This is a genomic window from Viridibacillus sp. FSL R5-0888 (assembly GCF_038009105.1).
GTDB lineage: Bacteria > Bacillota > Bacilli > Bacillales_A > Planococcaceae > Viridibacillus > Viridibacillus arenosi.
Window position 1 is genome coordinate 1142232 of the sequence record NZ_JBBPAU010000001.1, and the last position, 23250, is coordinate 1165481.

Consider the following 23250-nt stretch of genomic DNA (forward strand, 5'->3'; position numbering starts at 1 on the left):
ATTACTGAAGTTGGTTGTAGAATACTTTTTCTATGTGGTTAGTATTCTTTTTTAGTTGAGACGAGGAACATTTAGGTTATAGAAGATTCCTTAAATGGATTCCAAATGAGTTTTTAGTTCAAGAGACCAATAAATTTTTCTGTAGAAAATGTGCGAAAGAATAATTAAAAAGGCGTTTCAAAGTTAATTCTTCAACTTTGAAACGCCTTTTTGTGTTTAACAATATCCTTAATTTTTTTAGTTATTTATTAAAAGAATTAATACTATTATATTACTATTATATTACTCTTCTATTAAAGCTCCTTGAGATGATAATTGTTTAGGGTCATCATAAGACGGAACTGTTTCAATAGGTATAGGGTTAGAGGAAGCATATTGAACATATGATCCACCTGAAGCAGTAAAAGATTTTGCAATAACTGCTCCTGTAATATTTCCACTACCTGATAAAGTAACATCTGCGTTTGGTGCGAAAAATACTTTAGTAATGGCTGAAGAAGCTCCATCTAATTCAACTTTACTTCCTCCAGAATAAATATCCCCTTGGAATCCTCCGCTACCTCCAAATTTAATATTGGCGTTTTTTGCATATAGTGATCCAAAGATCCTTTGATCACCAGCCATGTTTATTGCATTATTTCCTTTGTAATACACTTTTAGTTTGGATATACTCCCATTGTTGTTTACTGTACTTGAAGAGTTTGTAGTTATTTTATCTTTCACATAAATAGTTAATTTTCCAGAACCTATTATGTTTATATGTCCATTATCAATATTTAAGTGGTCTACTAAGAGGGACTTGTCTGTATTACCAACATTGATCGTTAATGAATAGTTACTAGATAGTATGATATTTTTAAATTTCATATTATTTGTCATATTAAGTGTGTATTTGTTAGTAAGGTAGTGATTAATTAATAAATCGCCATTTTGTATGACATTTGTCTTTTCGGAGTCATTTTTTTTGACTAGCTCATTATTAGGGTATTTCAATTGCTCTAAATTTTTAAAATCATCCTCTGGGAAAGAAGGTAACTCGATATCAATAGGAGTGCTAAGATCTGCTTTAGGTTTATGTCCATAATACGCAGGAATATCTATACTCCCGGGATTAGATGATTCGGTTGCAATATCTGCCCCATAAATATTAGCGCTTCCTGATAATGAGATAGTATTTTTAACATGGACTGCATATTTAGGTGTATATGTCTCGGGTGTTGGAGTCGTTTCAACAACTAAATATACAATATATTCTTGTGTTACTGTTCTTTTTTTGCCTCCAATTTCACCTGTTGATTTTATATAGTATTTGTTAGAGTCATCTTTATCTTTTGTTAATATTATTGTTGATTTCGGTTTTTTGCCAAAATGTTCTTCATAATTACTAAACTGATTGACTGTTGAGCTTGCAATATTTTGCTCAGCTTGAGTGTAAAAATAGTCTGTGAAATTAAACTTTAATTTTTCTTTAGTAGTTAAAGTTTCATAGTGATTTTTAGTGGAAATGAAAGCATCGTTTACCTTGTTATTAAGTTCTTCTCTTTTTTGTACAATACCTGCTTCTGCAATATAGTATACCGATTGATCTGTACGTTCACCTGAAGATTGCTTCATTGTTGTTGCAGTAACGCTCATCAATGAAACACCAAGTATCGACATAACAACCAGTACCATAAGGACGATAATTAGTGTATAGCCATTTTCATTTTTTAAAGTGTGGTTATGTTTATATAATTTTCTCATTAGTTTCCACTCCTAACGACTATGTTTGTTTCAACAGTTTTGCCATCAAGATTTGTTATTTTTATATTCCATGAATTTTCTTTGTATTCAACCAAGAATTCTTCAATATTAGTAGCGAATGGTACACTGTTTTTCGTGATGCCATTTGTACTTTTATCGAATCTATATTCTTCATTTTTTACTTTTATCCCATCTTTAATAGAGACAATATCAGTTGTTTTTCTCATTTCTTTTGTAATGACTTTTAAGACATATGAAACCTCATGAAGCTGCTGATTTTTATTTAATTGTTTGTCGTATTGTTTAGAACTAGACAATTGAACGTTGAATATTAAAGTAGCAACTAAAGCGGATATAACGATAACTGCGAGTGTCTCTACTAATGTAATTCCCTTTTCGTTGTTTGCTATATTCTTCATTGTTTGCCTCACTTCCATACGAATACATTTTCCATTTGTGCTTTCGGAGTAACCTCTTTGTTCTCATAGACAGTAATAACTATGTTCGTTAAATTAGGTGCATTTGTGTTTTTTTTAAGCTTTAATTTAATAGTATTTTTAGCTTCTGTTTTAATGAATTCAACCCCATTAGCTTCAAGCGTATAGCCTAAACTTTTTAAGGCTTTTTCTTGATTGCTCTCCTTTTTACTCACTGCATAGGCCTTTTCCATTTCTGACTGTGCGATATAAGTCGCATCTACTATATTTTCTGAGCTCTTTCCTGTTTTTGCTGTTTGGATAAAGAAGGTAAAAAATGTTGTTAGTAGAATTACTAATATAACGAAAGATGCCAAAACTTCAATAAGTGTGAATCCTTTTTCATTTGAATGAAACATCTTATAGAATTTCTTCATTTTTAAAACCTCTTTCGTAAGATTGATGGAATATATTTTTCAACAATATGAGGTGATAGATAAAATAAAATATTAAAAGAGAAATTATATGAAAATGCAAGTGGTTCAAATAACCTGTTTTATATATTAAACTATACACTTATATCATACCTTCTTCTGTGATATATAGCATATGTTTTCATTAATTATTCACAAAAAACATTTTAAATTGTGATAAAAGTCGTATCTTTTAGGATAATTTTTATTTATAATCTAGTTTATAGATGAGGATATACGAATATACAAAAAAATATAATAGGAGAATTAGAATATGAGGTTATTTACGAAATTTACAATAATTACACTGCTAGTATTCGGTTTTCTTGTTTCATTTGAATATAACGGGGATAAAGCATTAGCTGCTCCAAAAGGTTCTACTATAGGTAATGTATCTATAGAGAATTTGTCTAAGGAAGAGATGAAAAAACAGTTAAATGCAGCCGTTGATACATGGCAAAGTAGCGAAATATTGATAATGGTTGGGGAAAAAGAGATTTTATTGACCGGGGAAGATTTCAAATTCGATATAAATGCCTCTATTAGACAATATGAACTTAGTATTGAGAAACCTTGGTATGCGTTTTGGGAAAAGAAACGTATTGTACATGAGTCTTTGATTGTAGAAGCAAATCCTACTTTAAAAGAGAAAATTGAAAACCAAACAAATTTAAAAGATGAAAATTTAATTACTCAAATTCTTGAAGCGGCATCTTATCTGAAGAGTTCTCCGATTAAGGTTGCAGTTAAAGATATATCAATCGATCAAGCTGAACGAATTTCATTTGAAACGATAGCTTTGAGTGAAAGCCAAACCGCAGAAATTTCGAAAATTGTTGCTCAATTAAATGGTTTTATAATTGAGCCGGAAAATGAAGTTTCATTTAATGAACTAATAGCCAATGCTTCTAACAATGAAAGTGTAATGACGATTGTAGCATCGGCTTTATATAGTGCAGTAGTACAAAGTAGCTTTGAAATTTTGGAAAGACATCAAGCTAATGAAATTCCAACCTATGTGAATCCAGGGTATGAAGCTGTTGTTAATCCAATATTTAAAAAAGATTTGCGATTTGTATCCCATAGTAAAGTACCAGCAAAAATTGTTGCTACAGTAAATTCAGGTGAATTAAAAATTGAACTATATTCTCTACGAGGCAATCCAAAAGTGTCAGTCTTTGAAGAGGATAAAAAAAATGTTAAGCCTCGAACTATTTATCGATATTCTTCTTATTTAGAAGAAGGAGAAAGAGAGATAGCTCAACAATCAGAATCAGGTCTACAACTAGTAATTTATCGTACAGTCACTAATGATGATGGAAATGAAAAGACAGAATTAATAAGTCAGAATTACTATGCTCCACAAAATGAAATTATTGAGCTTTCATCAAAACAAACACCGGTTGATTTGAATTCTGCAAGTGGAGAAGAAGTTTCAGAAGAATGTAATGAGGATGATACCTCAGATGTTTGCAAACCAACAACTACTAAACGAAAAAAGGCAACTAAAAGTAAAAATGGTGGTCCTGTTCCCGAAGGAAGCTACTATACCGAAACAGGGGATATTGTAACACCTGGTGATTCTAAATAAGGTTGCAAAGAGGTGAAGGAGAAATGAGTAAGGTAAAAAGAAAAAGACTCGGGGATTTATTAGTTGAAGCTAACGCAATTACTCAGGAGCAGTTAGATTATGCTCTAAAGAGTAGAAATATAAATGAAAGACTTGGAGATTTTCTAATCAGAGAAAATTTACTAACAGAGCAATTATTAATTGAAGTACTAGAATTCCAATTAGGCGTACCTCATATTAGTATCAGTCAATATGCAATTGAACCGGAACTCATTCAACTAGTACCAAAAGAATTAGCTAAACGTTCGTTATTAATGCCTTTGACGCGTGAAAAGAATAAATTACTCATTGCTATGGCTGATCCTATGGATTATTTCGCCATAGAAGAAGTTCGTATGGTGACGGGCTGCCAAATAGAAACGAGTATTGCAACGAAGGATGATTTATACCGTTCTATTTCTAAATACTATGATTTACAGGAGACAATGGATGCGGCGTTGAATGATTTTATCCCACTAGAAAAGGATGAAGAAGTAGAAATTTTTGATGATGATTCTCCTATTGTTAAGTTAGTTAACCAAATTATCTCGAATGCTGTTGTTCAAAGAGCGAGTGATATTCACTTTGACCCACATGAAACTGAACTACGTATTCGATTACGTATAGATGGTGTATTAAAAACAGAGCGTTCCCTTCCGAAACATATGCAAAATATGATCATCGCTCGTATTAAGATAATGGGGAATTTGAATATTACAGAAAATCGTTTACCACAGGATGGGCGAATAAAGGCAAATATTAATCTTCACCCGATTGATATTCGATTATCTACGTTACCTACAATTTATGGTGAAAAAGTTGTTATGCGTGTTTTGGATTTGAATAATTCACACGGAGATATTCGAAAGCTTGGGTTTTCAGATAATAACTTAGTGCATTTTAAAAAAATAATTTCTAAACCGAATGGAATCGTACTTATTACAGGTCCAACGGGTTCCGGTAAATCTTCTACATTATCTGCGACATTACATCATCTAAATGGTGAAGATGTCAATATCGTGACAGTTGAGGATCCAGTTGAATATCAAATGGATGGTGTAAATCAAATTCAAGTTCGTGAAGAAATAGGATTGACGTTTGCTACTGGTTTAAGATCTATTTTACGTCAAGATCCAGACATCGTCATGATAGGTGAAATCCGAGATTTAGAAACAGCGCAAATTGCGACTCGTGCATCTCTAACTGGGCACCTAGTATTAAGTACATTACATACGAATAGTGCGGTTGAATCTATTTCTAGATTGATTGATATGGGAATTGAGCCGTTTTTAATTTCATCATCAGTTGTCGGAGTAGTGGCGCAGCGTCTTGTTAGACGAGTCTGCCGTGATTGTGGTGAGTATCATGACTTATCTATACAGGAACAGGAGATTTTTGTGAAACATAATGTCCACGTTGAAAAAGTAAAGCGTGGTAAAGGATGCCCGTCATGCAATAAGACGGGATATAGAGGGCGACTTGCAATTCATGAAATACTCGTAGTCGATGATTATATAAAAGAATTGATACTAAATAAAGCAGGAATTGCAACGATTAAAAAGCAAATGTATAACAAAGGCTATCGAACATTATTAGAAGATGGACTGTTAAAGGTAGCGGAGGGTATTACAACGACAGAAGAAATATTACGTGTAGCGACTGATAACTAGGATGTGAGGAAATGGCAAAATCTATTATAGAATTACTAATTTATGCGGACGACAGTGACGCTTCGGATTTACATGTAACTGTAGGTGTACCTCCGCATTATCGGATTAACGGACAATTGCAACCGTATGGAGAAGAGAATCTGACACCTGATGATTTAGAGCTGATGATAAAAGAAATTCTGCCTCCGCATCGTCAGGAGGAATATGAAATAAAAGGTGAAGTTGATTTCAACTACTCACTCCCTGGAAGATGTCGGTTCCGTATGAACGCCTATCATCAGCGCAATAGCTGTACATTAGCAGCACGTAAAATTACATCTGAAATTCCAACAATCGATCAATTAGGCATGCCGGAAGTATTGAAAAATTTATGTAGTAAACCCCAGGGGCTCATTCTTGTAACAGGACCAACAGGCTCAGGTAAATCTACAACTTTAGCCGCAATGATTGACTATATTAACACCAATAATGCGAAACATATTATTACGCTAGAAGATCCTATTGAATATTTGCATAAACATAAAATGTCGATTGTAAACCAACGAGAAGTAGGAACAGATACGAATAGCTTTGCAAACGGTTTACGTTCAGCTCTTCGTCAAGATCCAGATATTATTCTAGTAGGAGAAATGCGTGATCATGAGACGATTTCAACAGCAATTACAGCTGCTGAAACAGGACATTTAGTCATGGCGACATTACATACAAGTAGTGCTCCAACGACAATTGACCGTATTATCGACGTATTCCCACCTCATCAGCAAAGTCAAATTCGTATTCAGCTAGCGAATGTGTTACAAGGAATTATTTCACAGCGACTGTTTAAACGAATAGACAAGCCAGGTAGAGTAGCAGCAACAGAAATTTTAGTACATACTCCATCTGTTTCTAATTTAATAAGAAATGATAAAGTACATCAAATTCCGAATATCATGCAAACAAATCGAGCAGTTGGCATGCATACGATTGATAGTTCTATTCAACATCTTTTAGCGAAGAAAATAATAGATTTTGAAATTGCCAAAACGTATTTGAATGCAGGTGAATTTGGATGACAGTTTATCGCTATAGTGGTCGGTCATCAAAGGGATCTACGGAGAAGGGAACTATTGAAGCTGGCACCAAGCAATTAGCCGTTAAAAAATTGCGAGATCAAGGCATTAATCCTAGACAAATTGAAGAATCCAAAAGTATTTTGCACAAAGATTTATCGCTTGGTAGTGGAGTGAAAAATGAGGACTTTGTTATTTATTGTCGCCAATTTGCAACGCTGATTCGAGCAGGTATATCGATCGTAGAAGCAACACGGATTCTTAGTGCGCAAACGTCTAGTAAGGCGCTAAAAAAAGTTTTAGTTAGTGTGGAAGAGGATATACGCTCCGGTATTGCTTTTTCTGCCTCAGCAGCAAAATATCCTAAGATTTTTCCGACGCTCTTTATCAATATGATGAAAGCTGGGGAAGCAACAGGTAATTTAGATGACACATTAGATAGAATGGCTTTTAGCTATGAGAAATCGTTTAAATTACAGAAGAAGATTCAATCGGCTATGACTTACCCGATTGTGTTAGTTATATTAATCGTTTTTGTGGCCGTTTTTATGCTGCTATGGCTTGTCCCAAGATTTACAGCGTCCTTTGCTAGTTTTGGTGCTGAACTACCAGCCATTACATTGGTTGTCCTGGCATTTAGCGATGCTTTGAAAAAATTCTGGTGGCTATTTTTACTCGTAGCTATAGTTGCAATCGGAGGATTTGCTTTTCTATTTAAGAAGAATGAAAAATTTAATTTTATGACGCACTATATCCTACTGAAAATGCCGATTTTCGGAAAAGTACTGCAAAAATCGGCTATTGCTCGTATGACTAGAACGTTATCAACCTTATTTAGTAGTTCAGTCCCCATATTAAGTGCTTTAGCTATTGTTGAGAAAATTATCGGTAACCCTGTAATAGAAGAAGTGATTAGTGAATCTAAAAGTTCATTAGAAAAAGGGAGTCCACTATCCCAGCCGTTAGAGAAAAGCTGGGTATTCCCACCACTTGTAACGCAAATGGTTGCTATCGGAGAGCAAACGGGTTCTTTAGATTATATGCTAGAAAAAATAGCGGAGTTTTACGAGGATGACGTCGATCGTACAGTCGATTCGCTGAAATCCTTAATTGAACCATTAATGATTTTGCTATTAGCAGCTATTGTTGGATTTATAGTAGCAGCCATTATGCTACCGATGTTTAATTTATATGAACAAATCTAGTGAATTTTTAATTGGAAGGAGGTGAAAGGAAAAATGACAACCGAGCAAGTACAACTAACATCTAAGGATCAACTTACATATACGAAAAAAGGAGGTTTTATCATGAATAAGATCAAAAAAATGATAAAAAATGAAAGAGGTATGACTTTAATCGAACTATTAGCGGTAATCGTTATTATCGCGATTATCGCTGCTATCGCAATTCCTGCCATTGGTAATATAATTAATAATCAAAAAGACAAGGCAATTTTAGCGGATGCTTCCACAATTTTAGCTGGGGCAAAATTAGCAATGGCTGATGGGGCGTGTGGAGCTGATAATTCATGTAGTAACGTTGAATTAGAAGGTTTTGTAGATGAGTTAAAATATCCTCTTGTTGCAGCAGATAAAGTTGATAAAACTACAAATGGTTACTCTATTACGTATACTGCTTTAGAAAAAATAAATAATAATAAATATAAAGATGGTGTTGCTACAGGAAATGTAATAACGAGCGACAAATTAATTGAAAATATGGGAAATAAATAACTGATATACAGCAGCCTCCACTGCTGTATTCCCTTTAATCTTTCGTTGAAGAAAGCCATAGCATTTCTAATGCATTCCCGGCTTTCTCCACCGAAGTATTAAAGCTTTTCGATGTGGGAGGTACTCTGATGATATTTAAGAAGAAAAAGCGACAACTGTCATTTATATATAATGATTATGCAATGCATATGTTAGCAGTCAGTTCAAATGATTTAGAGCAGGCTACAATAGAAGGTATTCCTTTAGATGAAGGTATTGTGGTGGATGGTGTCATTGAAGATGAGCTTTCTTTTTTTGAGCTACTAAAGGAGCAAGTAAAAAAATATGGACTTAAAGGTCAGAATGTACGCTTTTTTGTGCCTGATAGTACAGTCATGATGAAGGCAATTGAGCATCCACAGGAATTAAAGGGAGAAGAAGCGATTAAAGAGTATGTAGAGATGGAGCTAGGTCGTTCAATTCATCTACCATTTGAAGATGCACTTATTGATATTTATGATGCACAGGCTGGGGATGGAAAGGCGACTTTATTTGCTACGAGTGCAGATGAGATTCAGAAGTTGACGGGGCTATTAGCTGATGCTGGCTTATCACCTGTTGTAGCGGATATTAAAGCGATTTCTAATCTACGTTTGCTTGAAATGGTTATGCCGAATATACATAACAGCATTACGCTAATTACAGATTGGTCTATTAATGAGCTCTCAATAACAATTTATTCGCAAGGGGAAGTCGAATTTTTACGCTATCAAACGATTAATACAGAGCGTAGTAAATGGTACCCGAAACACACGGAAGATGCTTTTGATTATGCTTACAGTGATGATGTGATGAATTATAAAACAGCATTAATGGAGCCGTTATCTGAAATTGATCGTATTTTAAACTTTTATCACTATTCTTTAAATAAAGGTGAAAAGAGCGTAGGGAATATTGTTGTTATAGGAGATTCTCCTGAGCTGCCATACATCATTGACATGCTAGAAAGTCAATTAACTTTGCCGGTACATACTTTAACAGATTCAGTGATTACTAGTAAGTTTCCTAACTTTAAGGCATCACAATCAAGTTTAATTGGACTAGCCTTAAAGGAGGTAGAGTAGGGTATGATTCCAGATATTAATCTCTTACCTAAGATAGAAAGAAAAAAGACAAATAGTCTACTTTTTTGGTTATTTGTAGCTGTCATTTGCTTGTTATTTATTGCTATTGGGGTGAAATATTTCTCGTTAAAAAGTGAGGTTGAATCTTTGTCCTCAGAGCAACAAGGTTTATCAACAGAAATTGATCGTTATAAAGACCAAATCGCGAATATTCAGAAGCAATCACAAGGTACACTTGCACAATCTGTACAATTTGTTGAATCGGTTTCATACCCGGTTACACCGATTATTGATAGTTTAGAAGGGCATCTTGAATCGTACGAAAAGCTTACGGATATTAAATACGGTGCTGAAGGTATTGCGGTGACAATCGACTTTGAAACGCTTAACGACGTATCTCTGTATGTTCAAAAATTATTAATGGATCATTTATATACAGATGTCCAAATTGAAAAAGTAACTTCTTTCAAACCAGAAAAAAACGAGTATAATGACGCCGATTCAGATGAGGATTTAGTACCCCGCTATACAGCAGAGTTTAAATTGGCTATTAGTAATTCAGATTTACTTGCGGAGGTAGAACGTCCATGAATTCTTTAGGGAGTAATGAGAAATCAGCATATATTCTTATCGGAATACTTGTTATCACAATCTTAGGCGCTATCTTTTATTACGCGGTATATCCAAAAATGGAGGAAAGTAATTCATTGAAATATCAAATCGCGGATATGAAGAAAGAGGCAGCCACACTAGATGAACAGCTTGATATAATGAAGGAAGAACAAAAAGCTAATGAGAAAAGTATGAGTGAATTAAAAACGAAAGTACCGTTAGATCGTGATTTAAGTAATGTGATTAATGCTATTGAACAAGTGGAATTAGTAAGTGAAACGAATGTAATTGATATTACATTTAATAATTATGATGAGACAGTTAAAGAGACAATCCAAATGGAAGAAACCTCAACAAATAAGGAGCCACAAAATCAAGCAAGTAGTGATAATGTGAATGGTAATGATGAGAGCGAAACGTCGGTTACTCCTGTTTCGCCGATTGCATCTAGTAGTCTACCAGAAAAATTAAAGCTAATATCAATGACGCTATCAATTAATGCAAAGGATAAAAAAGAAATAAGAGCTTTTTTAAAGGAAGTTGAAGTATTGCCTCGTATTATGCGTATTGACTCTGTTGAGTACGAAATACCAAATACAGATGTACAAAGTTCAGGGGCAGATGAAGCGCTTGAAGCTACCGTTCAACTCACAGTATTCTACTACGAGGGTTCAGTAGAAGAATAAACTATAATAAGAGGGATATAAATGATAATTGTTTATGCACTATTCTTTTTTATATTTGGTCTAGTTTTTGGTTCGTTTTTTAATGTAGTTGGGTTAAGAGTACCTAAGGGAGAGTCTATTGTTAGCCCGCCTTCACATTGTACAAATTGTCAAAGGCGGTTAACAACTAGGGACTTAGTACCTGTGTTATCTTTTTTGTTTTTGAAGGGTAAATGTAGAAACTGTGAAACGAAAATTCATTGGGTATATCCGTTAACGGAATTTGTGACAGCTTTTCTTTTTACATTGGCGTATTTGGAATTGGGATTAAATCCTGAATTGATTATTGCACTATTATTTATTTCCTTATTAATCATTATTACAGTTTCAGATATTGCGTATATGTTGATTCCTAATAAGATTTTATTGGTTTTTGGAGTGCTCTTAGTGGTTGGACGTTTTTTCATCCAGTCGAACCCATGGTGGGACAGTATTGTTGGAGCATTTGGTGGATTTTTAATATTATTACTCGTTGCGATCCTGTCGAAAGGTGGGATAGGGGGCGGGGATATTAAATTATTCTTCATCATTGGACTAGTACTTGGTATTTATTCGACATTACTTGCGTTATTTTTGGCGTCGGTTATTGGTTTAATAGTAGGCGTTGTACTATTAAACTACCGAAAGCAAGGGCGTAAAACTCCGATTCCTTTTGGTCCATCGATTGCATTGGCAAGTATCATTACTTATTTTTATGGCGAACAAATTCTCGAATGGTATATGAATTTGTTATTTTAACAAGATAAATTTTATGGACAAGACGACAAGAGTCTTGTCTTTTTTTATGGTCATCATGCTACGGTTAATAGAGGGGTGATGACATGAAATTTGAATCTAGAAATAATAAAAAAATGCTGCTCTTGTCTATGGTGCATGGTGTGATTATTGGTGTGGCAGGAGTATTTCTATTTTTCATTGCATTGCATTTTTTTGATGGACAGGCAGAAAAGCAAGTTACTAATGATAAGAAAACTGCATCTAAAACGACAACAACTGCTAAGGCTGATGACAAAGCATATACCTTTTATGCACAACAGTATGGTGTTTTTTCAAGTGAGCAATCCGCGACAGAATTTTTAGGTACTAATCCGAAACTATATACTAGTGCGATCGTTTCATTTGGCGGTCAATATTTTGTATGGTCTGCAGTTGGAACGAAGGAAAAAGAAATTAAAGAAAGAGTAGATAAAGATTCTTTCGTAAAAAAGATTAGCTTTAGCGGTGCTAAATGTGAAAGTCCGGCACTTGTCGAAATGCCCAAAGTACTGAGTGCATCAAAAGTGTCAAAGTTTACTTTTGAAGGCGGTAAGAAAAAGATTGATCCACCTTCTAAATGGGCTTCTAACATTGAAGCAGTGTCAAAGGTTTCGGACGATATTCTAGTAATCAGATTGCAGCTAATTAGCCATTATACAGCTCAAAACAAATGTCTCAAAATTGGATTTTAAGGTGTTAAAACCCATCAAATCTCGATTTTAACACTTTTGAAAAAAATGTCATTTCAATTATGATGTCAAAAAAGGAGGGAATTGAAATGACTTTAAATCCAGTAACGACTATTGTTTTAGTGAGCCCGAAAGGCAATGCTGAGGATATTTTTGCTCGCATTAAAATACCTTATGAGGTTGAGTATCATCATGTAGCCATTGATTATCCTTCAACTACATCACCTTTGGATTTTACTGTGTACTGTTCTTTTGTGACTTTGTGGCGTCAATTTATGGTAGAGCATAATAAGGCATATATTTCTACGAAAAGAACCGTTAGCATCAATGGTGAAATTATGAGCCCCCCTACAACTAGACAAGCTGCATATCGTTATTTAGCTAAACTATCAAATCGTCAACATATTGTAACGACTGCGATCGCAGTTAGATATCTTGGACAGCTAACAATGGTTGTAGTTGAGTCCAAAGTAACGATGAAAAAATTATCTCAAAAAATAATTGAACATTATGTTGAAACAGGGGAACCTTTTGAACATGATATTGGTTATAATATACAAGGATTAGGGGCAAATTTATCGGAATCTATCGAGGGTGATTTTGATAATGTCGCGGGATTACCAATTGACTCTTTGCAAGAGCATCTAATTAACAAAAAGATTCTCGATGTAAAGGAAGGGGAGATAGTCGATGTCTACTGACACTATTAAACCAATGATGATCCGTGATGTGCACCAAGATGACCGCCCAAGGGAACGATTAAAGCGACAAGGAGCAGAGAGTTTATCGAACCAGGAGCTTATCGCAATATTATTACGGACAGGAACGAAGGAAGAATCTGTTTTACATATTGCAAATCGAGTTTTAACTTCTTTCGAACAGCTTCACGAATTAAAGCATGCAGCCATTGAGGAAATCATGACTGTAAAAGGAATCGGGGAGGCAAAAGCGATTCAACTGCTAGCTGCCATTGAGCTCGGCAGAAGAATTTCGCAACAGCGAATAGAAGATCGCTATACTATTCGATCTCCTCAAGATGCAGCTACATACTTAATGGCTGATATGACTGCTTTACTACAAGAGCATTTCGTAGTGTTGTTTTTGAATGTTAAAAATCAAATTATTCATAAGCAAACGATCTTCATTGGTAGTTTAAATGCTAGTATCGTTCACCCACGTGAAATTTTTCGTGAAGCTGTTAAACGCTCTGCTGCTTCGCTTGTTTGTGCGCATAATCATCCCTCAGGCAACCCCGCTCCTTCACCAGAAGATATTGAAGTTACAAAACGAATCCAGGAAGCCGGCTATATAATAGGTATAGAGCTTTTAGACCATGTCATAATTGGGGACCACCAATTTATAAGTTTAAAGGAGAAAGGGTACATGTAACACTGTAATTTTTCATTCCTTTCCGTTATAATAAAACTTATGATTTTATGACAGCTAAGAAAGTTATGGCTATAGAGAAAGGAAGAACATAATAGTGTTTGGATTAGGTGGGAAAGATGTCGGGATTGACCTCGGCACAGCAAATACATTGGTATTTATTAAAGGAAAAGGAATCGTACTCAGAGAGCCTTCTGTAGTTGCGAAAAATACAAAAACAGGTGAAATCGTAGCAGTAGGTAACGATGCAAAAAATATGATCGGACGTACTCCAGGTTCAATCGTAGCAATCCGCCCAATGAAAGATGGCGTAATTGCTGATTTTGATATTACTACTACTATGATTCAATATTATTTACGTGAGGCTATGAAATCTTCTGGTGGTAACTGGAAAAAGCCGAATGTGATGATTTGTGTACCTTATGGTATTACATCTGTTGAACAACGTGCTGTTATAGATGCATCTCGTCAAGCAGGCGCGAAAGATGCTTTCACAATTGAAGAACCATTTGCAGCGGCGATTGGTGCTAACTTACCAGTATGGGAACCAACAGGTAGTATGGTTGTTGATATCGGTGGTGGTACTACTGAGGTTGCTGTTATCTCATTAGGTGGTATTGTGACAAGTGAATCTGTACGTGTTGCGGGTGACGCAATGGATCAAGCCATTACAGCTTATATTCGTAAATCATATAATTTAACAATTGGTGAACGTACTTCTGAATCTATTAAAATGGAAATTGGTTCTGCAAGCACTGAAGGTCCAGAAGAGCGCATGGAAATTCGTGGTCGTGATTTAGTAACTGGTTTACCAAAAACAATTGAAATTTCTTCTATCGAAATTGCTGAAGCATTACGTGAATCTATCTCTGCTATTATCGACGGCGTGAAGAAAACATTAGAGCAAACTCCTCCAGAGCTTTCTGCTGATGTTATGGAACGCGGTATTGTATTAACTGGTGGTGGAGCTCTACTGAAAAGCTTAGATAAAGTTATCAGTAGCGAAACAAATATGCCGGTATTTATTGCTGAAAACCCGCTAGATTGTGTTGCGATTGGTACTGGTATGGCGTTAGATCATATTGATTTAGTACGTCGTCAACAAACGAAAGGTTAAGGAGGTTTAGGCAATGCCACAGTTTTTCTCGAATAAGCGATTAATTTTGCTGCTTGTCGGCGTAATTTTCCTAGTGGCATTGATTAGCTTCTCCTTACGCGATCGTCAAAACGCCTCGCTTCCTGAACAAATTATTAAAGATACAGTCGGTTTTGGACAATCTCTAGTGACCAAACCGGCTCACTACATAACAGGAATCTTTAATAATGTCGATGCATTATTAAACACGTATGATGAAAATAAAAGATTAAAATCGCGTTTGGAAGAATTTGCAGTACTGCAGGGCGAAGTCAATGATTTGAAGATTGAAAACGACAAGCTAAGAGCTATAATTGACAAAAAAGAGGATTTAAAGAAATTTAATCCGATTCAAGCAACTGTTATTGCACGAAATCCAGATCAATGGGAAGAAAAGTTAATTTTGGACCAAGGTACGATGGATGGGATTAAAGTCAACATGGCAGTTAGAACATCTGAAGGCTTAATTGGTAAAATCGTGCAAACGACACCGTATACATCAGAAGTAGAGTTATTGACTACCAATAATCCGAACTATCGTGTATCAGCGGTTGTTGCAAATAAAAAACAAGTATTTGGTCTAATAGAAGGTTTTGATGAGAAACGTAACGAATTAATACTAAAACGTATTGACTCTAGTTTGAAAGTGAAAAAGGGCGATAAAGTTATGACATCTGGTTTAGGTGGTATTTTCCCGAAAGGTATTTTAATTGGGGAAGTAACAAAAGTTACTACAGATGATTATGGTTTAACAAAACTTGCTTATGTGAAACCAGCTGCTAACTTTTCTATGCTTGATCATGTCATTATTGCGAAAAGAGATTCTATTAATATTGATGGTTCTGATGGTAATAGTACAAACAATGACGAAACAAATAAAACTACTACTAACACGACTGGGGATGGAGAATGATGGTACGTTTTCTAATTCCTCTAGTCGCTGTTGTTTTGTTCTTTTTGGAAACTGAATTCGCCCTATTCTCACCGATTAAATGGAATGGTGAATTAGCTTATTTAGTACCAAGATTTTTGATATTATATTTGATATTTCTTTCGATATACTACAATCGAAAACGAGCTATGCTATATGGATTAATTTTTGGCCTCTTGTATGATATCTTCTACATTGATATTATTGGATTATATTCATTTTTGTACCCATTTATTTGTTTTATAGCAGGTTCTACAGTAAAATATATCCATCAGCATTTGTTTGTAACAACAACATTATCGCTACTATTAGTCGCGTTATTAGAGATTATCTTACATCAATTTTTCTTATTAATTTCATTTACGACTATTCCATTTTCAGAATTTTTAAATCAGCGTTTAATACCAACAATGATAGCGAACTCGATTTTCCTAATTATGCTTGGTTGGACGTTTAGATATTTAATACAAGCGCGCGTATTGCAAAAAGCAAATCAATCCATTTTATAAAAAATCGTGAGGTGACGCATTTGTCGACAAAGCAGCTAGTCTATATTAAAGGTACGAAGGATGGACTTGTGCTTCGACTAGACGATCAATGCGCTTACTCAGAGTTAATCGATGAACTTAAGCGTAAGGTGTCCGAAGAAGGTATGGAAGGTCAAGCTGAAGTACAGATTCAATTAGGAAATCGTTATTGTGATGAAGAACAATTAAAAGAAATATTGCATATTGTTCAGAAATCCGAGCATTTAAAAGTTTCAAAGATTAAGAGCGATGTAATTTCTGTAGAGGAAAGTAATCGTAGAGTGGTAGAAAGCAGATCAGCTACTTATGTTGGTATCGTACGATCGGGACAAACGATTCGTGCAGAAGGTGACTTAGTAGTTGTTGGAGATGTTAATCCTAACGCTAGAGTTGAAGCAGGCGGTAGTATTTTCGTCTTAGGGCGTTTGAAAGGAATTGCTCATGCTGGTTCAAAAGGCAACCGCGAAGCAGTTATAGCAGCGTCTTGGCTTGAAGCAACCCATCTACTGATTGCTGACTTGATGGAACTTATGACAAATGAATTAGCCGTTTTGTCCGAAACACCTGAAATGGAATGTGCGTACATACATTCAAATGGTCATATTACGATTGACCGCTTGCAAGATTTGCGTTTATTTAGACCAAATCTGTCAACGTTTAAAGGAGGAAGCTAATGTGGGAGAAGCAATTGTAATAACTTCTGGTAAGGGAGGCGTTGGTAAAACAACGACTACTGCAAATCTAGGAACTGCATTGGCCCTTCAAGGAAAAAAAGTATGCTTAGTTGATACAGACATCGGTTTACGCAACCTTGATGTTATCCTTGGATTAGAAAACCGCATTATTTATGATTTAGTAGATGCTATTGAAGGACGATGTAAAATTCACCAAGCGCTTGTTAAAGATAAACGCTTTGATGAATTATTGTTTTTATTACCAGCTGCTCAAACGACAGACAAGACAGCAGTAACACCACAACAAATGAAGCAGTTAATTGGTGAATTAAAAAGAGATTATGATTTTGTGTTAATTGACTGTCCAGCTGGAATTGAACAAGGTTATAAAAACGCTGTTGCGGGTGCAGACAAAGCAATAGTTGTAACAACACCTGAGATTTCAGCGGTACGTGATGCAGATCGCATTATTGGTCTGTTAGAACAAGAAGAAATAGAACCGCCTAAATTAATTATTAATCGGATTCGTCCACATTTAATGAATCGAGGCGATACATTAGATGTGAACGAGATTACTACACACTTATCAATTGATTTGGTAGGAATTATCCCGGATGATGAAAATGTGATTAGCTCATCTAATAAAGGTGAGCCGATTGTGATGGAGCCAACTACGCAAGCGGCTTTAGCATATCGCAATATCGTGCGAAGAATCCTAGGTGAATCAGTTCCACTTATGACTTTAGAAGGTGAGAGTAAAGGCGTTTTCGCTAAACTCAAATCACTATTTTCTAAGTAAGTTCTGAAGATGCTCGTCCATAATAGACAAGCCTTGAAGCCTGGTAAATAATGTTCTCGATTAGTTAGACTACTCAACACATAAAATGTGATGAGTAGTCTTTTTGTTTGGTAGGGAATATGTAAGGTGGAAATAGAACTTGAATTTCAGAGATAGTACAAAAAAGTACTATTAATTTAATTTATTTCTCTCTCTAATTAAAGTTAATATATTACATGTAAATGAATGAAGTACCTTCTCTACTCATATATTGCAATAAAGAATACTATGAGGTGAAGAGTTTGAAGAATAAATTGAAGTGGATTTTGGCATTCCTCATTACACTTTGTGTTGTCATGATTTCAACACTTGAAAAAAACGGCACGATGCAGACGAATATTAAGCAAATTACAAGTACTGGTGAAGATTTTGTAGTGCTACGAAATTGGACAAAGGGTTTGCTTAATCCAGATGCTAAAGAAGTTGATTCAATAACTGTTACAGCTCCTTTATATGAGGGAGAGCTCGCTACATTTTCCACTTTACAGCCGTTCTCGAACGGTACTTTACTGTCTTATAAAGAGAATATAAGTATACGTGCCAAACAAGATGGACTTGTCATTTTCACTGGCCATACGCAATCACTTGGGAAAACGATGACAGTTATTTATGAGAATGGAGAAAATGTTACGTATGGCTTTTTAGACGAATTGACAATATTACCGTATACCTCAGTTAAGGAGGGAGAAACAATTTCGAATTTAACATCAGGGCGTCTTTATTTACAAGTTGAGAAAAAAGGAACTATGCTTGATTCAACCGCGATAAAAGAGTGGTTGAAGTGAGAGAGAAATTAAGCGTATTGAAATTTCGGATACATCCTACAATGATACCGATAATCATTATATTATTGTTATCAGGCAATGTAGCACATTATGCCATGATTCTCGGTTCATTGCTTTGGCATGAATGCGGACATTTAATAGCAGCTAACAAATATAAGCTTAAAATTGAAGGCTGCACGATCATGCCTTATGGAGGGGAAATTAGACTTGCAAAAACACAGCTGATTCGTAAAAAGTATAGGTTGGTTGTTGCGGCTGCAGGGCCGATAGCTACTTCTTTTCTCTTGATTTTAGCTCTGTTCATGCCAGGGGCGATTCAAGAACCGCTGGTATACATACAGTTCTTTATTTTATTTATTAATCTATTGCCTATTTGGCCGTTGGATGGTGGTCGTATAATCGAAATCTTATTAAGTGGAAAACGACCTCTATATGAAATACATGAGTTTTTTTTAAAGTATTCGATTATTACGTGTTTAGCGGTTTTACTGTGCTGTATATTATTATTACCAAAATCGGTATTTTTGCTCTTTTTATTTCTTTTTATTTTATTTCAAAATATAAAAGAATGGCGATATCGGAAATATACTAAAGCATTTGAAAAGTATGCGTTGAATATATTGACGTAATAGTTTCTATGTGGTAGTATTTTAATGTTATTGTTTGTAGCACCCGTGCTACTACAACCGCGCTGAAAAGGTTTTAAGTATCTTTCGGGATCACCTGATTGAGGGCGAGTCTGAGTTATAAGAGGAGGTGCAGATATGTACGCAATTATCGAAACTGGTGGTAAACAAATCAAAGTTGAAGCTGGCCAAGAAATCTACGTTGAGAAATTAAACGCAGAAGATGGTGAAGTGGTTACTTTTGACAAAGTTTTATTCGTAGGTGGCGAAGCAGTTAAAGTTGGTGCTCCATTCGTGGAAGGCGCTACTGTAACAGCTAAAGTTGAAAAACACGGTCGTCAAAAGAAAATCGTTGTTTTCAAACTTAAAGCTAAGAAAAACTACCGTCGTAAACAAGGTCACCGTCAACCTTATACTAAATTAGTAGTTGAAGCTATCAACGCTTAATAGTGAGGTGATTAAATGATCCAAGTAACAATTAATCACGATGAAAAAAGACATGTATCTTCATTTGAAATGAAAGGTCACGCAGATTTTGATGAATCAGGGAAAGATTTAGTGTGTGCAGGCGCATCAGCAATTGCTTTCGGCACTGTTAATGCCATGTACCAACTATTAAATGTGGAACCTACAATTCAGCAAGAGGGTGAAGGTGGATATCTCCACGTCACATTGCCAGCCAATCTAGATGAAGAATTAGACAGTCGCTTACAATTAGTTGTTCAAACAATGGTTGCACAGTTGTATACAATTGTGCAAAGTTACGGACAATATATTCAGATATCATATTCCCAAATGTAGGAGGTGGAACAGATGATGTTATTAACTTTAGATCTTCAGTTTTTCGCTTCGAAAAAAGGGGTAGGTTCTACTAAGAACGGTCGTGACTCTGAGTCAAAACGCCTTGGAGCTAAACGTGCCGATGGTCAATTCGTTTCTGGTGGATCAATTCTTTACCGTCAACGCGGTACTAAAATTTATCCAGGTGAAAACGTTGGCCGCGGTGGAGACGATACACTTTTCGCAAAAGTTGACGGCGTAGTTAAATTTGAACGCTACGGTCGCGACAAGAAAAAAGTAAGTGTATACCCTGTCGCTCAAGAAGCTTAATTTCAAAAGCTAAGGACTGCATTTATTGCAGTCCTTTTTTAAATGAATAAGCAAGTATATATCTTTTAATCATGTCCAGGCATTCGCGCCACCCTCGAGGTCGTTTCAATTCCTCTAATGAAAGTAGGAAAGACAATTTCGTTTTCGGGCGTTCCAACGCTTCTCGGAGGTGAACGGGCACGATTGCGCTTTTATTATTCACTGGTAAAAAGTATGTTTTTAGTAACCAGTTCCTGTTCTAAATCGGCTTTCGCTCAAGTTAGCGGAAGCCTTGTTTTTCTAATGCGAGAAAAACCGATGAAAAATTGGTATACTGAAGACTGAACATCTTATTGGAGGAGTGTGTACAATGACTGAAAAGCCTCTCACCGTAAATGAAGTGCTACGCTTTGCACACCATGATTTTTTAAATCAGCTTCAACTAATAAAGATTAATTTGGATATGGGTCGTGTAGAGGATTCGAAGGAAGTAATTTCTGGAGTGGCCGAACAATGTCGTATCTTTTTCAATATTAATCAATTAGGATTACCAAAAACGATTGAATGGTTACACACATTGAAATGGCGTTATCCGTCCTATCAAGTAACTATTCAAAGTAACGTTGATTCTGAGGTGGATATAGCATTAGATGGACCGATCAAAGAACATTTAGAGCGGACTGTCTCCTATGTATACTCTTCATTAAACCCATATATAGAGCAAAATCTATCACTTCATATCAACTCAACGCAAGAACAATTAGAAATTTCATTTCATTTAAAAGGCTTATGGGATATGGAGCCATTCAAAGAAAAATTAGATCATCAATCCATAATGATTAAAAATAATCATTATACAAATGAAGATTGGTGTTATTGCATAGAAGCAAGCAAGGAGGGTATTTAAATGTTTGTAGATCACGTTAAAGTGTTTGTTAAAGGTGGAGACGGCGGAGATGGTATGGTGGCTTTCCGTCGCGAAAAATTTATACCAAATGGTGGCCCAGCAGGTGGCGATGGTGGTAACGGTGGAGACTTAATCTTTATCGTTGAAGAAGGACTACGTACATTAATGGATTTCCGCTATAAACGTCATTTTAAAGCAGAACGCGGTAATCATGGTATGAGTAAAAACCAACACGGTAAAAATGCGGAAGATTATTATGTAAAAGTGCCACCTGGTACAATCGTAACTTCTGAAGAAGATGGTAGAGTAATTGCTGATTTAGTAGAGCATGGTCAAACGGCAGTTATTGCTCGTGGTGGACGTGGAGGACGAGGAAACTCTCGTTTTGCTACACCTTCAAATCCAGCGCCAGAACTTTCTGAAAAAGGCGAGCCAGGACAAGAACTTAATGTTATATTAGAGTTAAAGGTATTAGCAGATGTAGGTTTAGTCGGTTTCCCAAGTGTAGGTAAATCAACATTACTGTCAGTTGTTACTGCAGCAAAACCGAAAATTGGTGCATATCATTTCACAACAATTGTGCCGAACTTAGGTATGGTTGAAACAGAGGACGGCCGTAGTTTCGCTATGGCAGATTTACCAGGATTAATCGAAGGAGCTCATCAAGGTGTAGGATTAGGACATCAATTCCTACGTCATATTGAACGTACGCGCGTAATCGTGCATGTGATTGATATGTCTGGTATGGAAGGTCGCGATCCTTACGACGACTACTTAACGATTAACAAAGAATTAGAACAATATAATCTACGTTTAACAGAGCGTCCACAAATTATTGTTGCCAATAAAATGGACATGCCTGATGCGGAAGAAAACTTACAAGCTTTCCGTGAAAAAGTTGGAGAAGATGCGAGAATTTTCGCGATTTCTGCTGTTTCACGTAAAGGATTGAAAGAATTACTATTCGCTGTAGCAGACTTATTAGAAGTAACACCTGAATTTGCATTGAACGATGTGGAAGAAGAAGAAACGGATGCGACTGTTTTATACAAACATGAATCACAAGGTCCGGACTTCGAAGTTTCACGTGATGATGATGGTTCTTACGTATTAAGCGGCTCTTCTATCGAAAGATTATTCAAAATGACTGACTTTAGTCGTGAAGATTCAATTCGACGCTTTGCTCGTCAATTACGCGGAATGGGCGTTGACGAAGCATTAAGAGAACGTGGCGCTGAAAATGGCGATATTGTTCGATTACTTGAATTCGAATTTGAATTTATAGAGTAAGAATTTAGGGGGAAAAGAGATGAAAAATGTAGCAGATCAACGCTATTATTTAGTACGCGAAGATGTTCTGACAGATGCCATGCAAAAGACACTTGATGCAAAGTATTTATTACAGACAGGTGCCGTTTCATCAATATGGGATGCTGTTAAGCAAGTAGATTTATCTCGTAGTGCATTTTATAAATATCGAGATGCTGTTTTCCCCTTCCACTCTATCGTTCAAGAACGTATTTTAACTGTTTTTTTACAGCTAGAAGACCGTAAAGGGACATTAGCACGTCTATTATCGACTGTTACAGAAACACATTGTAATATCTTAACTATTCACCAAACGATTCCGATTCAAGGAAGAGCGAACGTGACATTATCGTTAGATGTGACAGCGATGGATATAGAGTTAGATGATTTAATACAGCAACTAAAAAAATTAGATTTTGTAGAGTCAGCAGAGGTAATTAGTTCAGGAGCATTATAAGGGGGC

28 protein-coding genes and 1 other annotated feature are annotated in these 23250 nt (G+C 35.7%); of the genes, 25 read left to right on the plus strand and 3 right to left on the minus strand.

Annotated elements, in window-relative coordinates; all coding sequences use genetic code 11:
* Positions 1-282: 282 nt before the first annotated feature.
* The 3 genes from MKY02_RS05585 to MKY02_RS05595 are packed head-to-tail and all read right to left on the minus strand — an operon-like array spanning position 283 to position 2596.
* Positions 283-1743, minus strand: a complete 1461-nt coding sequence (locus tag MKY02_RS05585) for a DUF7305 domain-containing protein (RefSeq protein ID WP_038187452.1) — start codon at positions 1741-1743, stop codon at positions 283-285.
* A complete protein-coding gene (locus MKY02_RS05590; RefSeq protein ID WP_162148718.1) occupies positions 1743-2162 on the minus strand; it encodes a type II secretion system protein in 420 nt (139 codons plus the stop codon). Before MKY02_RS05590 ends, MKY02_RS05585 begins: the two co-directional genes overlap by 1 nt.
* Positions 2163-2170: 8 nt before the next feature.
* On the minus strand, positions 2171-2596 hold the full coding sequence (locus MKY02_RS05595) for a type IV pilus modification PilV family protein (RefSeq protein WP_076064918.1): 426 nt from the start codon (positions 2594-2596) through the stop codon (positions 2171-2173).
* Positions 2597-2906: 310 nt separating this feature from the next.
* Between MKY02_RS05595 and MKY02_RS05600 the strand changes: the two genes are divergently transcribed.
* From MKY02_RS05600 to MKY02_RS05720, 25 genes are all read left to right on the plus strand, one after another.
* Positions 2907-4223 carry a VanW family protein gene (locus MKY02_RS05600; protein ID WP_076034346.1) on the plus strand — a complete coding sequence of 439 codons (1317 nt, stop codon included), beginning with the start codon at positions 2907-2909 and terminating at the stop codon, positions 4221-4223.
* 23 nt (positions 4224-4246) lie between these two features.
* Positions 4247-5911: a GspE/PulE family protein gene (locus MKY02_RS05605; protein ID WP_038188330.1), complete on the plus strand. Its 1665-nt coding sequence runs from the start codon at positions 4247-4249 to the stop codon at positions 5909-5911.
* Positions 5912-5922: 11 nt separating this feature from the next.
* Entirely contained in the window at positions 5923-6966 is a 1044-nt protein-coding gene (locus tag MKY02_RS05610; protein WP_076064917.1) for a type IV pilus twitching motility protein PilT, read from the plus strand.
* A complete protein-coding gene (locus MKY02_RS05615) occupies positions 6963-8168 on the plus strand; it encodes a type II secretion system F family protein (protein ID WP_340710782.1) in 1206 nt (401 codons plus the stop codon). Before MKY02_RS05610 ends, MKY02_RS05615 begins: the two co-directional genes overlap by 4 nt.
* Before the next feature lie 102 nt (positions 8169-8270).
* Positions 8271-8696: a prepilin-type N-terminal cleavage/methylation domain-containing protein gene (locus MKY02_RS05620; RefSeq protein ID WP_143691510.1), complete on the plus strand. Its 426-nt coding sequence runs from the start codon at positions 8271-8273 to the stop codon at positions 8694-8696.
* Positions 8697-8824: 128 nt separating this feature from the next.
* A complete protein-coding gene (gene pilM / locus MKY02_RS05625; protein ID WP_340710783.1) occupies positions 8825-9799 on the plus strand; it encodes a type IV pilus biogenesis protein PilM in 975 nt (324 codons plus the stop codon).
* Between the two features lie 3 nt (positions 9800-9802).
* Positions 9803-10390: a PilN domain-containing protein gene (locus MKY02_RS05630; RefSeq protein WP_340710785.1), complete on the plus strand. Its 588-nt coding sequence runs from the start codon at positions 9803-9805 to the stop codon at positions 10388-10390.
* A complete protein-coding gene (locus MKY02_RS05635) occupies positions 10387-11097 on the plus strand; it encodes a hypothetical protein (protein WP_076034348.1) in 711 nt (236 codons plus the stop codon). Before MKY02_RS05630 ends, MKY02_RS05635 begins: the two co-directional genes overlap by 4 nt.
* Before the next feature lie 21 nt (positions 11098-11118).
* A complete protein-coding gene (locus MKY02_RS05640) occupies positions 11119-11874 on the plus strand; it encodes a prepilin peptidase (protein WP_340710788.1) in 756 nt (251 codons plus the stop codon).
* A gap of 83 nt (positions 11875-11957) precedes the next feature.
* Entirely contained in the window at positions 11958-12584 is a 627-nt protein-coding gene (locus MKY02_RS05645) for a hypothetical protein (protein ID WP_051448775.1), read from the plus strand.
* Positions 12585-12670: 86 nt separating this feature from the next.
* The gene (locus MKY02_RS05650; protein WP_051448774.1) at positions 12671-13282 is read left to right on the plus strand and encodes a Maf family protein; all 612 of its coding nucleotides are present in this window, start codon (positions 12671-12673) and stop codon (positions 13280-13282) included.
* Entirely contained in the window at positions 13272-13970 is a 699-nt protein-coding gene (gene radC, locus MKY02_RS05655; RefSeq protein ID WP_076034349.1) for a RadC family protein, read from the plus strand. The genes MKY02_RS05650 and radC overlap by 11 nt, the downstream gene beginning before the upstream one ends.
* 94 nt (positions 13971-14064) lie before the next feature.
* Positions 14065-15084: a rod shape-determining protein gene (locus MKY02_RS05660; RefSeq protein ID WP_038187415.1), complete on the plus strand. Its 1020-nt coding sequence runs from the start codon at positions 14065-14067 to the stop codon at positions 15082-15084.
* A 13-nt stretch (positions 15085-15097) separates the two neighbouring features.
* Positions 15098-16015 carry a rod shape-determining protein MreC gene (gene mreC / locus MKY02_RS05665; protein WP_038187412.1) on the plus strand — a complete coding sequence of 306 codons (918 nt, stop codon included), beginning with the start codon at positions 15098-15100 and terminating at the stop codon, positions 16013-16015.
* The gene (gene mreD / locus MKY02_RS05670) at positions 16015-16542 is read left to right on the plus strand and encodes a rod shape-determining protein MreD (RefSeq protein WP_038188313.1); all 528 of its coding nucleotides are present in this window, start codon (positions 16015-16017) and stop codon (positions 16540-16542) included. The genes mreC and mreD overlap by 1 nt, the downstream gene beginning before the upstream one ends.
* A gap of 20 nt (positions 16543-16562) precedes the next feature.
* Positions 16563-17234, plus strand: a complete 672-nt coding sequence (minC, locus tag MKY02_RS05675; protein WP_038187409.1) for a septum site-determining protein MinC — start codon at positions 16563-16565, stop codon at positions 17232-17234.
* Position 17235: 1 nt separating this feature from the next.
* Positions 17236-18033 (plus strand): septum site-determining protein MinD, encoded by a 798-nt coding sequence (minD, locus tag MKY02_RS05680; RefSeq protein ID WP_038187406.1) that lies wholly within the window; start codon positions 17236-17238, stop codon positions 18031-18033.
* A 281-nt stretch (positions 18034-18314) separates the two neighbouring features.
* Complete coding sequence (locus MKY02_RS05685) at positions 18315-18857, plus strand: peptidoglycan DD-metalloendopeptidase family protein (protein WP_038187405.1); 543 nt, start codon at positions 18315-18317, stop codon at positions 18855-18857.
* On the plus strand, positions 18854-19486 hold the full coding sequence (locus tag MKY02_RS05690; protein WP_051448773.1) for a site-2 protease family protein: 633 nt from the start codon (positions 18854-18856) through the stop codon (positions 19484-19486). Before MKY02_RS05685 ends, MKY02_RS05690 begins: the two co-directional genes overlap by 4 nt.
* Before the next feature lie 45 nt (positions 19487-19531).
* Positions 19532-19608 (plus strand) — a sequence feature (ribosomal protein L21 leader region).
* Positions 19609-19621: 13 nt separating this feature from the next.
* Positions 19622-19930 carry a 50S ribosomal protein L21 gene (rplU, locus tag MKY02_RS05695; protein ID WP_038187403.1) on the plus strand — a complete coding sequence of 103 codons (309 nt, stop codon included), beginning with the start codon at positions 19622-19624 and terminating at the stop codon, positions 19928-19930.
* A 15-nt stretch (positions 19931-19945) separates the two neighbouring features.
* On the plus strand, positions 19946-20284 hold the full coding sequence (locus tag MKY02_RS05700) for a ribosomal-processing cysteine protease Prp (RefSeq protein ID WP_038187401.1): 339 nt from the start codon (positions 19946-19948) through the stop codon (positions 20282-20284).
* A gap of 15 nt (positions 20285-20299) precedes the next feature.
* The gene (gene rpmA / locus MKY02_RS05705; protein WP_038188306.1) at positions 20300-20593 is read left to right on the plus strand and encodes a 50S ribosomal protein L27; all 294 of its coding nucleotides are present in this window, start codon (positions 20300-20302) and stop codon (positions 20591-20593) included.
* A gap of 349 nt (positions 20594-20942) precedes the next feature.
* Positions 20943-21479 (plus strand): Spo0B domain-containing protein, encoded by a 537-nt coding sequence (locus MKY02_RS05710; RefSeq protein ID WP_038187388.1) that lies wholly within the window; start codon positions 20943-20945, stop codon positions 21477-21479.
* Positions 21480-22769 (plus strand): GTPase ObgE, encoded by a 1290-nt coding sequence (gene obgE / locus MKY02_RS05715; RefSeq protein WP_038187386.1) that lies wholly within the window; start codon positions 21480-21482, stop codon positions 22767-22769. It begins immediately after the preceding gene.
* Between the two features lie 19 nt (positions 22770-22788).
* Positions 22789-23244: an ACT domain-containing protein gene (locus tag MKY02_RS05720; protein WP_038187384.1), complete on the plus strand. Its 456-nt coding sequence runs from the start codon at positions 22789-22791 to the stop codon at positions 23242-23244.
* The last annotated feature ends 6 nt before the right edge of the window (positions 23245-23250 follow it).

Excerpts from the sequence above, each read along its gene's own strand:
- MKY02_RS05585 (WP_038187452.1), bottom strand. The coding sequence starts at position 1,743 with ATGAGAAAATTATATAAACATAACCACACTTTAAAAAATGAAAATGGC.
- MKY02_RS05590 (WP_162148718.1), bottom strand. The coding sequence starts at position 2,162 with ATGAAGAATATAGCAAACAACGAAAAGGGAATTACATTAGTAGAGACA.
- MKY02_RS05595 (WP_076064918.1), bottom strand. The coding sequence starts at position 2,596 with ATGAAGAAATTCTATAAGATGTTTCATTCAAATGAAAAAGGATTCACA.
- MKY02_RS05600 (WP_076034346.1), top strand. The coding sequence starts at position 2,907 with ATGAGGTTATTTACGAAATTTACAATAATTACACTGCTAGTATTCGGT.
- MKY02_RS05605 (WP_038188330.1), top strand. The coding sequence starts at position 4,247 with ATGAGTAAGGTAAAAAGAAAAAGACTCGGGGATTTATTAGTTGAAGCT.
- MKY02_RS05610 (WP_076064917.1), top strand. The coding sequence starts at position 5,923 with ATGGCAAAATCTATTATAGAATTACTAATTTATGCGGACGACAGTGAC.
- MKY02_RS05615 (WP_340710782.1), top strand. The coding sequence starts at position 6,963 with ATGACAGTTTATCGCTATAGTGGTCGGTCATCAAAGGGATCTACGGAG.
- MKY02_RS05620 (WP_143691510.1), top strand. The coding sequence starts at position 8,271 with ATGAATAAGATCAAAAAAATGATAAAAAATGAAAGAGGTATGACTTTA.
- pilM (WP_340710783.1), top strand. The coding sequence starts at position 8,825 with ATGATATTTAAGAAGAAAAAGCGACAACTGTCATTTATATATAATGAT.
- MKY02_RS05630 (WP_340710785.1), top strand. The coding sequence starts at position 9,803 with ATGATTCCAGATATTAATCTCTTACCTAAGATAGAAAGAAAAAAGACA.
- MKY02_RS05635 (WP_076034348.1), top strand. The coding sequence starts at position 10,387 with ATGAATTCTTTAGGGAGTAATGAGAAATCAGCATATATTCTTATCGGA.
- MKY02_RS05640 (WP_340710788.1), top strand. The coding sequence starts at position 11,119 with ATGATAATTGTTTATGCACTATTCTTTTTTATATTTGGTCTAGTTTTT.
- MKY02_RS05645 (WP_051448775.1), top strand. The coding sequence starts at position 11,958 with ATGAAATTTGAATCTAGAAATAATAAAAAAATGCTGCTCTTGTCTATG.
- MKY02_RS05650 (WP_051448774.1), top strand. The coding sequence starts at position 12,671 with ATGACTTTAAATCCAGTAACGACTATTGTTTTAGTGAGCCCGAAAGGC.
- radC (WP_076034349.1), top strand. The coding sequence starts at position 13,272 with ATGTCTACTGACACTATTAAACCAATGATGATCCGTGATGTGCACCAA.
- mreC (WP_038187412.1), top strand. The coding sequence starts at position 15,098 with ATGCCACAGTTTTTCTCGAATAAGCGATTAATTTTGCTGCTTGTCGGC.
- mreD (WP_038188313.1), top strand. The coding sequence starts at position 16,015 with ATGGTACGTTTTCTAATTCCTCTAGTCGCTGTTGTTTTGTTCTTTTTG.
- rplU (WP_038187403.1), top strand. The coding sequence starts at position 19,622 with ATGTACGCAATTATCGAAACTGGTGGTAAACAAATCAAAGTTGAAGCT.
- MKY02_RS05700 (WP_038187401.1), top strand. The coding sequence starts at position 19,946 with ATGATCCAAGTAACAATTAATCACGATGAAAAAAGACATGTATCTTCA.
- rpmA (WP_038188306.1), top strand. The coding sequence starts at position 20,300 with ATGTTATTAACTTTAGATCTTCAGTTTTTCGCTTCGAAAAAAGGGGTA.
- MKY02_RS05710 (WP_038187388.1), top strand. The coding sequence starts at position 20,943 with ATGACTGAAAAGCCTCTCACCGTAAATGAAGTGCTACGCTTTGCACAC.
- obgE (WP_038187386.1), top strand. The coding sequence starts at position 21,480 with ATGTTTGTAGATCACGTTAAAGTGTTTGTTAAAGGTGGAGACGGCGGA.
- MKY02_RS05720 (WP_038187384.1), top strand. The coding sequence starts at position 22,789 with ATGAAAAATGTAGCAGATCAACGCTATTATTTAGTACGCGAAGATGTT.